The sequence below is a fragment of the Sphaerisporangium sp. NPDC049003 genome (assembly GCF_043197795.1).
GTDB lineage: Bacteria > Actinomycetota > Actinomycetes > Streptosporangiales > Streptosporangiaceae > Sphaerisporangium.
In genome coordinates, this window is the sequence record NZ_JBICTU010000004.1 from 340543 (window position 1) to 352769 (window position 12227).

Annotated in this window: 10 protein-coding genes; 7 read left to right on the forward strand and 3 right to left on the reverse strand. The window is 70.6% G+C overall.

What is annotated here, in order from left to right; translation table 11 throughout:
• Positions 1-129: 129 nt before the first annotated feature.
• Positions 130-1419, reverse strand: coding sequence for an ROK family protein (locus tag ACGFIV_RS06540; RefSeq protein WP_392832586.1), 1290 nt, complete (start codon positions 1417-1419; stop codon positions 130-132).
• Positions 1420-1958: 539 nt separating this feature from the next.
• Here ACGFIV_RS06540 and ACGFIV_RS06545 point away from each other — a divergent pair.
• The 6 genes from ACGFIV_RS06545 to ACGFIV_RS06570 all read left to right on the forward strand — a co-directional run bounded on the left by ACGFIV_RS06545 (position 1959) and on the right by ACGFIV_RS06570 (position 9214).
• Positions 1959-3494 (forward strand): discoidin domain-containing protein, encoded by a 1536-nt coding sequence (locus ACGFIV_RS06545; protein WP_392832589.1) that lies wholly within the window; start codon positions 1959-1961, stop codon positions 3492-3494.
• Between the two features lie 581 nt (positions 3495-4075).
• A complete protein-coding gene (locus tag ACGFIV_RS06550; RefSeq protein WP_392832592.1) occupies positions 4076-5548 on the forward strand; it encodes a sensor histidine kinase in 1473 nt (490 codons plus the stop codon).
• 165 nt (positions 5549-5713) lie between these two features.
• Positions 5714-6394, forward strand: a complete 681-nt coding sequence (locus ACGFIV_RS06555) for a pyridoxamine 5'-phosphate oxidase family protein (protein ID WP_392832595.1) — start codon at positions 5714-5716, stop codon at positions 6392-6394.
• A gap of 186 nt (positions 6395-6580) precedes the next feature.
• The gene (locus tag ACGFIV_RS06560) at positions 6581-7921 is read left to right on the forward strand and encodes a lipase family protein (RefSeq protein ID WP_358561598.1); all 1341 of its coding nucleotides are present in this window, start codon (positions 6581-6583) and stop codon (positions 7919-7921) included.
• A 169-nt stretch (positions 7922-8090) separates the two neighbouring features.
• Positions 8091-8432 (forward strand): hypothetical protein, encoded by a 342-nt coding sequence (locus ACGFIV_RS06565; RefSeq protein WP_358561595.1) that lies wholly within the window; start codon positions 8091-8093, stop codon positions 8430-8432.
• Positions 8433-8461: 29 nt separating this feature from the next.
• Positions 8462-9214, forward strand: a complete 753-nt coding sequence (locus tag ACGFIV_RS06570) for a VOC family protein (protein WP_358561592.1) — start codon at positions 8462-8464, stop codon at positions 9212-9214.
• Positions 9215-9217: 3 nt separating this feature from the next.
• Here ACGFIV_RS06570 and ACGFIV_RS06575 read toward each other — a convergent pair whose 3' ends face one another.
• Entirely contained in the window at positions 9218-10222 is a 1005-nt protein-coding gene (locus ACGFIV_RS06575; RefSeq protein WP_392832601.1) for an AraC family transcriptional regulator, read from the reverse strand.
• Positions 10223-10327: 105 nt separating this feature from the next.
• On the opposite strand from ACGFIV_RS06575, the gene ACGFIV_RS06580 reads away from it, so the two are divergent.
• Complete coding sequence (locus ACGFIV_RS06580; RefSeq protein ID WP_392832604.1) at positions 10328-10834, forward strand: DUF1772 domain-containing protein; 507 nt, start codon at positions 10328-10330, stop codon at positions 10832-10834.
• 76 nt (positions 10835-10910) lie between these two features.
• On the opposite strand, the gene ACGFIV_RS06585 is transcribed toward ACGFIV_RS06580, so the two are convergent.
• The coding region (locus ACGFIV_RS06585; RefSeq protein WP_392832606.1) for a vitamin B12 dependent-methionine synthase activation domain-containing protein at positions 10911-12227 on the reverse strand (1317 nt) is incomplete at its 5' end.

Here is a 12227-nt window from a genome sequence, read left to right on the forward strand (position 1 = left end):
GGGGTGCTCTGTGCTGTGCCGCCGTGCCTCCGGAGGAGTGCCGCCTCCAGGTTGCGAAGCCGCCGGGCCCGCGTACGACCCGGCTCTGATTTGCTCTGCAAAAACCCTATCAAATCATGAAAGAAATCGTCAGCTCCTTGCCAAATTTGTTGGGGTCGCCGCGAGGCCGATCGCGGCGGGGTCATTGATCACCTGGTCGACCACCATGCTCGCGGCGCCGCGTGACGCGGCGCCGAAGCCGAGGCCGGAGGCCAGGAACCGGCAGCGGGCGGCGGGCCCGGCGATCACCAGGCGCTCCAGCTCCGCCTGGGCGGGCGGGATCAGCCGCTCGGCCAGCTTCGCGAAGTAGCCGCCGAGCACGATGACCCTCGGGTTGAAGAGGTTGACCAGGATCGAGCCGCCGAGCCCCAGCCATCGCCCGACCTCCGCCACCGCGGCCAGCATGCGCGGGTCGCCCTGGGCGAGGCCGCGGGCGATGTCGGCCACCCGCTCCTCGGGGTCGGGCATCGGCGCGGTCCCGAGCTCGTACGCCAGTTCGGGCGTGACCGCCCTCACCAGCGTGGCCAGGCCGACCTTGGTCTCCCAGCAGCCGGTGCGCCCGCAGCCGCAGCGGCTCCCCGTGGGGTCGACGGGCAGGTGCCCGACCTCCCCGGAGAACCCGTCCGCGCCGCGCAGCAGCCGGCCGCCGACGACGATGCCGCCGCCGACCCCCACCTCGCCGGTGAGGTAGACCATGTCGGCCGTGCCCGCGGCGACGCCGCCGGTGTACTCGGCCAGGGCCGCGAGGTTGGCGTCGTTGTCGACCATGACCGGCGCCCGGACGTCGCCGATCTCGGCGCGGAGCCGCTCGGCCAGGGGCAGGTCGCGCCAGCCGAGGTTGGGCGCGAAGGCCACGTGACCACGGGCGACGTCCACCAGGCCGGGAACCGCCACCCCGATGCCCGCCGGGGAGGCCCCGGCGCGGACGAGGTCGTCGATGGCGTCCTTGGCCACCCGGCCCAGCTCCTTGAGCGAGCGGTCGGGGCCCATGCCCATGGCGTCGAAGCCGACCCGCCGCTCGACCAGCACCCGGCCGCCGAGGTCGGTGCCGTAGACGGCGACGTAGTCGACGTTGATCTCCGTGCCGAGGACGCCCACGTGGGAGCCGTCCAGCGCCACGGCCCGCCGGGGGCGGCCGACCGCGCCCACGTGCTCGATGCCCACCTCGCGGACCAGGCCGCGGTCGAGCAGCTCCGCCATCAGGCTGGAGACGGTCGCCCGGTGCAGGCCGGTCGCGTCCGCGATGTCGGAGCGGGAACAGGATCCCTCGTCGCGCAGGTGACGCAGCACAAGGGCCAGGTTGGCGCGGCGGAGCGAGGCGTGACCCGCCGCCTGCGCGCGGACTCCTGCCGCGCGAGCCGGAGGCTGCCTCTGCGCCACGCCATCACCAGACCCAGTTTGTATGTATCCAAGAACAATTAACCGAGTTCTAACACGGCGAGATGCTGACGTAAACACCCGCAGGTGGTAACGACTTCGCATCCCCGGACTCGCCGAGGTCGGCCCAGCACGGCGGCTCGCGTTACGGAAGCGTTACGAAAGGCGAAGCGCTTCGACACTTGCACGTGACCGAAGGGCGCTCTTTAATTCGACAAGTCCTGCAAATAAGTTCCGTAAGCCCGCAAGTTGCTCGTTGATGCATGAAATTTCACGAGAAGACTTGCGGTGATCGTCCCCTGATGCCCCCGTCCGTCCGGCCGACAAGACCCGCGACGGAGCCGTTCCCGCCGACTTCGGCTCCGCCGCGGTGGTGCCGCTCGAATCGGCCGGATGGACGGGACCCCCCTCTCCGGCCGGCCATGGAAGGACCAGGACCTACCATGGCCGGCCGGCATCAACGCGGAGTAAGCGGACACGCGGGGCGCCCGCCGGCGCGGCACCGGCGGGCGCGGCCCCCATCGACGCGAGGAGTCAACACCATGCCCAACTGGCGCAGCGTGACAGCCGCTGCCGTCCTGCTCGTGGCGTCCGGTCTGATGTCGGTCCCGGCTCAACCGGCCCTCGCCTCCGGAGCCGCCCCCTACGTCGCCCCCGGAGCCCCGGCCGCCGCCGCGGCGCGCACCAACACCGACGTCCACCTGTTCTACTACCCGTGGTACGGCTCCCCCGCCGTGGCCGGGAGCTACCGGCACTGGCAACAGGGCGGCCACACCCCGCCGAACGACATCGGCGCGGACCTCTACCCGAAGTTCGGCGCGTACGACTCCGGCGACCTCGCCGGCGCGGTGAGCCAGCACATGCGGTGGATCCAGCAGTCGGGCGCGGGCGTCATCGTCTTCAGCTGGTGGGGACAGGGCTCGTACGAGGACCAGCTCGCGGCGGGCGTCCTCGACACGGCCGCGCGATTCGGGATCAAGGTGGCCTGGCACCTGGAGCCGTACCCCGGCCGCACGGCCGCGTCGACGGTCGCCGACGTCAACTACATCAACTCGCGGTACGGGGGCAGCCCCGCGTTCTACCGTGACGCCGCGCACGGCAACCGCGGCGCGTTCTACGTCTTCGAGAGCCTGCGGATCACCGACTGGACCGCGCTGGAGCAGGTGAAGTCCAGCAGCATCGTGCTGGCGCAGACCACCGACACCTCCAAGGTCGCGCACTTCGGCGGCATGTACACCTACGACGCCATCGCCGGCGCGACCGCGCCCGGCTGGAAGGGCGCCGCCGACTTCTGCAACGCGAACGGCCTGGTCTGGGCGCCGTCAGTCGGCCCCGGGTACATCGACGACCGCGCCGTGCCGGGCAACACCACCCCGACGCTCGCACGGAACAACGGCGCCACCTACGACACCGAGTGGCAGAACGCCCTGTCCGCCGCCAACGGCGGGCCGCCGAGCTGGGTGTCGGTCACCTCGTTCAACGAGTGGCACGAAGGATCGGTGCTGGAGCCGGCGTCCTCGGCCCCTCCCGCCGGGTTCGGCTACCAGACCTTCAACGGCGCCTACGGCAAGACGGGCGTGGCGGCCGAGACCGCCTACCTGGACCGGACCAAGTACTGGGTGGACCAGTTCACCGGCACCACCACGCCCCCCAACCCGAACCTCGCGTTGGGCAAGCCGATCACCGCGAGCAGCTCCACACCGGGCTTCTGGCAGTACTACGCCAACGACGGCAACGCCCTCTCCTACTGGGAGAGCGCCAACAACGCCTTCCCGCAGACGCTCACCCTCGACCTCGGGGCGCCCCTCACGAGCGTCAGCAAGATCGTGCTCACCCTGCCGCCGTCCTCGTCCTGGGGGACGAGGACCCAGACCCTGACGGTGAAGGCCAACCAGACCCCCGGCTGGCCGTACGCGACGATCGTGGGGTCGCGGGACTACACCTTCAACCCGGCGACCGGCAACACCGTGACGATCACCTTCCCCCCGACCTCGGTACGCGGGCTCCAGCTCTACTTCACCGGCAACACCGGCTGGCCCGCCGCGCAGATCTCCGAGTTCCAGGTCTACCGCACGTAGTGGCCCATCGAGGTTCCACGCCCTGAGGGCCGCCGCCGATCGCGGCCGGGCCGGAGGGGGAGGTCCTCGGAACCAGGCGCCAGGTGACCGTCCGGCTTCCAGCCGGGCGGTCTTCCGGCATACGGGCCGGGCCCCCCTTGGACCGTCCAGGCGAACATCGCCCGTGCTTGACCCCGGTGTGACCTGATCACGCTATAATTTTGCCCGATTTGCGCCATTTTGGGGCATATGCTAAGTTGCTGTTGCCTGGCGAGTCGCCCGTTGGCGCGCAGACCGCGAACGCATGGTCCGTGCCCGGGTGACGGGAGCACGTCCGGCGGCGCCCAGCGTGCCGTACGTCCTGCCGGCGCTTCCCGCAGAGCGCCCGCCGATGCGGCGCGGCCCCGGCATCACGCGCGACGAGGTGACGGGGCTCCAAATCCGGGGCAGTCGTGACCACCACATCCAGGGTCCCGGCGATGATCCGCCCGACTGCTCCACCACACGGCAGCCCTGGAACCCGACGTGCGGCGATCCCGCGCCCGGGGTCACATCGCCACCGTGGTCAGCTCCGATGACCACGCCATCAGGAGGACACCCGCGTGCGTGCCAGACTCCCATCCCCGTCACCCCCGCTGCGGCGGGCGCTGACGTCGTGGCGGCCTCGGTCCATCCGCGGACGGGTGACCGCCCTGGTCGCCATCCTCGCGATGCTCCTGCTCGTGCCCTCGGGGGTGCTCGCGGGCATGGTCGCGCGCCAGCAACTGGACAACGCCGGCTGGCTGGACGCCCGGCGCGCGGCCGGCCTGATGGCGGCGGCCGACCGGGCGGGCAAGCTGACGGACCCCGTCATCACCAGCAGCGTCCCCGGCGTCGACCTGGTCCAGCTCGTCGGGCCCGACCGCCGCGTCATCGCCTCCTCCCCCGCCGTGCGCGGGCTCGCGCCGCTGAGCACGGTGCGGCCCACGGCGGCGGACCCGCAGAAGGACGTGGAGACCTGCGCTTTCGCGCAGCTCGGCTGCGTCCGCGTCTCGGCCGTCCGCGTGAGCCTCGGCCCCGACTCCAACACCGTCTACGCGGGCGGCCCGATCCGCGGGGTCGTGTCCGCGGGCGTCTTCGACGCCCTGTTCGCGATCCAGGTCGCGGTGCTGGTCTCCCTCGCGACCTGGGCGACCTGGAAGATCACCGGCCGGACCCTCCGGCCGGTCGAGGCCATTCGCACCGAGCTGGCCGCCACCAACGTCAACGACCTGAGCAGCCGCGTTCCCGAGCCCGCGGGCGACGACGAGATCTCCCGCCTCGCCAGGACCGTCAACAGCACGCTGGAACGCCTGGAGAACGCCAAGGAGCGGATGGACCATGTCCTCGCCGCGCAGCGGCAGTTCACCTCCGACGCCTCGCACGAGCTCCGTACCCCCATCGCGGGCCTTCGTGCCCAGCTTGAGGAGGCGCGGATGCATCCGGAGGACACCGACCTCGACGATCTGCTCGACCGTACGCTCGGGGACGTCGACCGGCTCCAGGCCATCATCACCGACCTGCTGCTCCTGGCGAAGGTCGGCGCGGGCGCGCCCAGCGCCCTGGAGGACGTGGACCTGGCGGAGTCGGCCCGCATGGAGGTCTCCCGGCGCGCCGACCGGGTGCCCGTGCGGCTGCGGCTCACCCCCGGGGTGATGGTCAGGGCCGTCGACACCCAGATCGCGCGCGTGCTGACCAACCTGCTGGACAACGCCCAGCGGCACGCCAGGTGCGTCGTGCTGGTCGAGGTGCGCCGCGACGGGAAGTTCGCCGAGCTGGTCGTCGCCGACGACGGGGACGGCATCGCCGAGGCGGACCGGGAGCGGATCTTCGAGCGCTTCACCCGGCTGGACGCCTCGCGCTGCCGCGACCGGGGAGGCACGGGTCTCGGCCTCGCGATCGTCCGCGACATCGCCCGCGCCCACGGCGGAACCATCGAGGCCGGGGAATCGGAGGCCGGTGGTGCCCGCTTCGTCCTGCGGCTCCCGATCTCCGAGCACCTTCCGGCCCTGACGCGGGATGTCCCGGTGACGCTCGCGGCCTCCTCCTCCCGCTGAGGCCTCCAAGGCCCCGCGACAACGGATTCAGTGCCAGATCTCGTACCAACACCACGGAATCGGTAGCATCGGCTCGAAACGCCGACGCATCACGGCGGCGTGCGCGCGCTCGGCCGGCCCCCCGCCCGGGGCCGGGCGCCGACCGTACCCAGGGAGAGAGCCGGCATGACCACGTCCCCCCAGCGCCGGAGCCTGACCCAGACGGACCGGACCACGCACCGCCGCCTGCGGGAACAGGGCAGCCTCGACCGCGACGTCCTCGACGCCATCCTCGCGGCGGGCTTCGTGTGCCACCTGGGAGTGACCGTCGAGGGACAGGTCATGGTCGTCCCGACGGTGTACGGCGCCGACGGCGACACCCTGTACCTCCACGGCTCGGTCGCCGGCCGCAGCCTGATCTCCGCCCCGGAGACGTCCGTCTGCGTCACGGTGACCCACGTCGACGGGCTGGTGCTGGCCCGCTCGGTCTTCGAGCACGGGGTCAACTACCGCAGCGCGATGATCTACGGCGTCCCCCGTGTGGTGACCGGCCCGGAGGAGAAGCTCGCCGGTCTCCGCCTGCTCACCGAGCACGCCGCTCCGGGCCAGTGGGAGTACGCGCGCCGCCCCAGCCGCAAGGAGCTCGCGGCCACGACGCTTCTGGCTCTCTCGCTCGACGAGGCGTCGGTGAAGGTGCGCACGGGCCCGCCCGACGACGGGGACGGGCCCGACGCCGCGCTCGGCATCTGGGCGGGCGTCCTGCCCCTGCACGCCGTCTGGGGCGACGCCGAGCCCGATCCGCTGCTGCCCGAAGGCCTCACCCCGCCGCCCCACATCGCCGGCCGCGCGCACCGGCGGTTCGTTTAGGACCGCACGCGGCACCGCTCTGGAAATGAGTTTGCGAGCGCATGAGATTTGACCCGGGATGTCTAGGAAATTGTGAAAGACAGGCGGATCTCGGGCGCGCGTCAAGCGCGAGTGGCGATGCTGTCCTGCTCATCACGGAGACCGCGTATCAATCGAGAGCACCGTCGATGACGGAAGGTGTATGGCGTGGCAAGCGTGGATACCACCAGGAACAGTCGCCAGTCGGATAAGCCAGTCGGGGCCGCGGTCGGCCAGCCCAGCGCCGGAAAGGTGGTGAGCGGGGCCAGGAAACCGGACGTCGCGGGAGACCTCTCACGGGAGTCGGACCAGAGGATGCGGGACATCCTCGAAATGACCGGCCTGTGGAACCGGGACGCCAAGGCGCCTACCTACGACGAACTCCGGCCGTACGGACATCGCGAGACATCCGGATTCCCGGTCTACAAGAACCTGGAGACGCGGCTGCTGAACGCCGTCGACCATCCGGATCCCGAAATCGCGCATCTCATGGCCACCTGCGCGGCCTATTCCTATTCGGACCCCAGAACCCTCTCCATGATCATGGCGAGAATGGGCCTGGAGGACAACCAGGTCCGCATGATCCAGACGTCCGTGGACGCCATGCTGATCAGTTCCACCGCCTACCTGATCCAGAGCAGGAACGGCAAAGTCGGGATCCTGTGTTACCGCGGAACCGACCCGCTGAATTTCATCGACTGGCTCAGCAACATCGACGTCGAACCGGAGCGCATCGGCTACCAGATCAGCGACCCGTGCTCGACGGTCCACGCCGGCGTCTACCGCAACGTACGCGCGACCCGGTACGAGGTCATGGACGCCCTACGGCACGCGTGCGACCGCCGGCCGATACGCGGCATGCGCGGCGACGGCGCCTCTTCGGCCAACGGCTCCTCGCAGGGCGAGGGCGGCTACGGCGTCGACCCCTCCCGGCTCGACGGGAACCTGGAGGCGCTGTACATCACCGGGCACAGCATGGGCGGGGCCATGGCCGCGCTCATGGGCGTCATGATCAGGCACGAGCGCAAGTACAGGGAGGCGTTCGCCGACCGGCTCAAGGCCGTCTACACCTACGGCCAGCCCATGATCGGCGACCCGAGCTTCGCCGAGGCGTGCGAGACCGACGAGTTCCTCCGCGACAACGTCATCCGCTACGTCTACGACAGCGACGTCGTCCCGCACCTGCCGTCCACCGCGTCGGGACCCTTCCGCCACTTCGGCCGCGAGCACCACTACCGGGTGCCGCACCTGCGCAACAGCATCGTGAACATGTTGACCTACCCGCGGTGCGCCTCGCAGTCGAGGAAGGGCCACTGGGAGACGCGGAAGCATCCGACGCCGCAGATGGCGGGCCTGCTCGGGATCCCGATGTCGGCGATGGCCTACATCGCCCGCAGGTTCGAGGCGACCCGCTCGCTGCCCGCCGTCTACTCGATCGACGACCATCTCCCGCAGCACTACATCTCCGCGCTGACCCCGCCCGGAGTGCAGAACGAGTTCGGGGACTAGGGACCGCGGGTCAGGCCCCAGGACAGAGCACCTCGCGACCGCCGGTCCGCCTTCGGGCGGGCCGGCGGTCGCGTTCCCGTTCCGACCCGGCGGCGCGACACTTCAGTGAGCTTGTGGTCACTCTCGGTTACGATGATCGTGCTGGAGTTCCACGGTTGAGGAGAGAGCCATGCGACGTGTCCTGACCACCCTCAGCGCCCTGCTCGCCACCGCGCCACTGATCCTCGCGGCCCCAGGTCCGGCCGTCGCGGCCACGGGGAAGCTGATCATCACGACCGAAGGGGTCACCCGCAACCAGTTCTTCGATCCGGCGCCCGGGTGCTACGGGCTTCCCTCGTTCCGCCTTCTGAGCCGGGTCCAGGTGATCAACGCGACCAACGCCGACGTCATCGTCTACTCCGGCGCGAACTGCAGGTCAGGCCTCCTGCACGCGGCGACGCGCGTGCCGGCGGGCACGGTCGGCGAGCGCACGCTCACCGGCACGCACAGCGTCCAGGTCCAGCCCGCCTGACCCCCAGACTCTTGCGAAGGAGCACAGCCATGCTCACCACCCCGCACGTCGACGGTGCCCCCAACTGGGTCGAGCTCGGTACCCCCGACCCCGAGGCCGCCGCCGCCTTCTACGGCGCCCTGTTCGGCTGGAGCTTCCAGCCGGCCGGCCCCGATTCGGGGGGCTACGGCTTCTTCCGGCTCGACGGCCTGACCGTCGCGGCCGCCGGCCCGAACCCCGGCGCCTCGGCGTGGACGCTCTACTTCCAGACCCCTGACGCGGACGCCACCGCCAAGGCGGTCGAGGAGTGCGGGGGCGCCGTGCGCGTCTCGCCGTTCGACGTCTTCACCAGCGGCCGCATGGCCGGGTGCACCGACCCCGGAGGCGCCGAGTTCGCCCTGTGGGAGCCCCGCGAGGTCAGGGGGCTCGACCTCGTCGCCGAGCCCGGGTCCCTCGCCTGGACCGAGTTGTACGTCCCGGTGCCCGACGCGATCCGCGCCTTCTACGCGCAGGTCTTCGACTGGACCAGCGAGAACATGCCGTTCGGCGAGATGACCTACATCGTCGTCTCTACCGCCGAGGGGGACGACCCGGGCCTCGGCGGCGTCATGCCGTTGCAGGAGGGGGACACCCCGCACTGGCTTCCGTACTTCGAGGTCTCCGACTGCGACGAGGTGGTCGCCAGGGCGCGGGAGCTCGGCGGCCGGGTCGTCGCCCCCGCTGTGGGCGCCGAGGGCGTCGGCCGGTTCGCCGAGCTCGCCGACCCGTCGGGCGCGCGCTTCGCCGTCATCACCAGCGCCTGAACCTCAGAGCGGCGTCCCGGCCACGGCGGCCTTCTCGCGGAGGGGCGCCGGGCCCGCGCCGCCGGCCTCCTCGTGGACGCGGTGCCTGCGGTGGTCCTGCGGGCTGACGCCGTGTACGCGCTTGAAGGCGGTGCTGAGCGCGAAGGAGCTGCCGTACCCGACCTGCCGCGCCACCGCGCCCACGGTGGCGTCGGACTCGCGCAGCATGTCGGCGGCCAGGGCGAGCCGCCAGCCCGTGAGGTAGGCCATGGGAGACTCGCCGACCAGGTCGGTGAACCGGCGCGCCAGCGCGGCGCGGGACACGCCGGTGCCCTCGGCCAGCGTGGCGACCGTCCAGGGATGGCCGGGGTTGTTGTGCAGCATGCGCAGGGCCTTGCCCACCACGGGGTCGCTGTGCGCGCGGTACCACGCGGGCGCCCCGGCCTCGGGACGGGAGAACCAGGCGCGCAGGACGGCGATGAGCAGCAGGTCGAGCAGCCGGTCGAGAACGGCCTCCTGGCCCGGCTCGTCCTTCACGATCTCGTCGCCGAGCAGGGCGATGAACGGGCAGTCCCAGGCGTCGCCCGGCAGGACCAGCAGCGTGGGCAGCGCCGCGAGCAGCCGCCGGTTGATCTCTCCCCGCATCTGGTAGGTGCCGGTGAGCATCACCGCCGACCCCGACGGGCTGTTGCCCCAGGTGCGGACGCCCAGGTCCATCGCCTGGGCCAGGGGCTCCCCCTCGGGGGTCGCACAGTGCTGGCCCGGATGGATGACCACCTGGGGAGGCGTGGCCGGGTCGTCGGCCACCGTGTACGGCTCGGGGCCCCGGATGATCGCGACATCCCCCGGGCTCAGCCGGACCGCTTCGCCGCCGTCGGGCACCACCCACGCCTCGCCCCGCACCATGGCCACCAGGGTGAGCGGCGCCCCGTCCTGGACGCGCAGGGACCAGGGCGGGGTGAGGATCGAGCGCAGCAGGAAGGCGCCCCTGGCCCTCGGCCCGTCGAGCATGCTCGCGAGGGTGTCCATACGGCTCACTCTAGACGCCTGAACATGGAATCGCGCTTCTCGACCATGGCCCGTCTCATGGTGCGGGCGATTGACTGTCGGCATGAAGAGACCAAGGAGGACGCGATGACGGACCTGGCACGAGGAGCCACCCTGGTCACCGCCACGATCATCACCGGGCTCGTCGCGGGCCTGTTCTACGCCTACGCCATCTCGGTCATGCTCGGGCTGAACCGGACGGACGACCGCACCTTCGTCAGCGCCATGCGATCGATCAACGTGGCCATCCTCAACGGCTGGTTCCTGCTCGCGTTCCTCGGCGCGCCGGTGCTGACCGCGCTCGCCGCGGTGCTCGCCCTCCGCGCGGGCACGGGCGCCGCGCTGCTCTGGATCGTGGCCGCGCTCGCGCTGTACGCGGTGGTGCTCATCGTCACCTTCGCCGTCAACGTGCCGCTGAACGACCAGCTGGAGGCGGCGGGATCCGATCACGCCATGTCGCTCGCGGCCGTGCGCGAGCGGTTCGAGGCGCGGTGGGTCCGCTGGAACGTCGTCCGCGCGGTGGCCTCCACCGCGGCCTTCGGCTGCCTCACCTGGGCGCTCGTCCTGTTCGGGCAGAACTCGACCTCGGTGTGACGGGAGTCGTTCCCCTACGGGAGTCGTTCCCCTACGGGTGCCGTACGCCGCCGGCGCACGGCACCCGTCCAGCGTCTCAGACGTTGAAGTAGCTGGCCTCGGGGTGGTGCACGATCAGGGCCGAGGTCGCCTGCTCGGGATGCAACTGGAACTCCTCCGACAACGACACCCCGATCCGCGCCGGGTCCAGCAGCTCGAACAACTGCACCTGATCCTCCAGATTCGGGCACGCCGGATACCCGAACGAGTACCGGCACCCGGTCACGTTCACCTTCAGCATGTCCTGCAGCGACTCCCGGCCACCGATCCCCAGCTCCGAACGCACCCGCGCGTGCCAGTACTCGGCCAACGCCTCGGTCAGCTGCACCGACAACCCGTGCAACTCCAGATAGTCGCGGTAGGCGTCCTTGGCGAACAACTCCGCCGTCGCCTCCGACACCCTGCTCCCCATCGTGGCCACCTGGAACGCCACCACATCCACCTCCCCCGACTCCCGGGAGCGGAAGAAGTCCGACAGGCACAGATGCCGGTCACGCCGCTGCCGCGGGAAGGTGAACCGCGTCCGCTCGCCCCCCGCCTCATCCAAGACGATCAGGCTGTCGCCGTCGCTGACACACGGGAAATACCCGTACACCACCGCCGCCTCCAAAAGCCCCTCGGTCTGCATCCGCTCCAGCCACATCCGCAACCGCGGACGCCCCTCAGACTCCACCAACTCCTCATACGAGGGCCCCTCACCCCCCCGGGCCGCCTTCAGCCCCCACTGCCCCATGAACGTCGCCCGCTCATCCAAAAACGCCGCGTACTCCCCCAGCGGAATGCCCTTCACCACCCGCTCCCCCAAAAACGGCGCCACCGGAACCCGATTACCCGCCGCCACATCCGAACGAGCCGGCAACTCCGCCTCCGGGGTACGCACCAACCTCGCACCCGCCTTGACCCGCCGCTCCCGCAACGGCGGCAACGCCGCCCCCTCCACCCCCCGCTTGACCGCCATGAACGCGTCCATCAACCGCAACCCCTCGAACGCGTCCCGCGCGTACCGCACCTGACCCTGAAACACATCGGCCAGATCCTGCTCCACATACGCCCGCGTCAACGCCGCCCCACCCAAAAGCACCGGGAACCGCCCCGAAATCCCCCGCGCGTTCATCTCCTCCAGGTTCTCCCGCATGATCACCGTCGACTTCACCAGCAACCCCGACATCCCGATCACATCGGCCTTACCATCCTCAGCCGCCTCCAAAATCGTCGACACCGGCTGCTTGATCCCGAGATTCACCACCTCATAACCATTATTGGACAAAATGATGTCCACCAGATTCTTCCCGATGTCATGCACATCACCCTTGACCGTGGCCAGCACGATCCGCCCCTTGGACTCCCCCTCCAC

Coding starts and splice junctions, on each gene's coding strand:
- ACGFIV_RS06545 (WP_392832589.1), top strand. CDS start 1,959: ATGCCCAACTGGCGCAGCGTGACAGCCGCTGCCGTCCTGCTCGTGGCG.
- ACGFIV_RS06555 (WP_392832595.1), top strand. CDS start 5,714: ATGACCACGTCCCCCCAGCGCCGGAGCCTGACCCAGACGGACCGGACC.
- ACGFIV_RS06565 (WP_358561595.1), top strand. CDS start 8,091: ATGCGACGTGTCCTGACCACCCTCAGCGCCCTGCTCGCCACCGCGCCA.
- ACGFIV_RS06570 (WP_358561592.1), top strand. CDS start 8,462: ATGCTCACCACCCCGCACGTCGACGGTGCCCCCAACTGGGTCGAGCTC.
- ACGFIV_RS06575 (WP_392832601.1), bottom strand. CDS start 10,222: ATGGACACCCTCGCGAGCATGCTCGACGGGCCGAGGGCCAGGGGCGCC.
- ACGFIV_RS06580 (WP_392832604.1), top strand. CDS start 10,328: ATGACGGACCTGGCACGAGGAGCCACCCTGGTCACCGCCACGATCATC.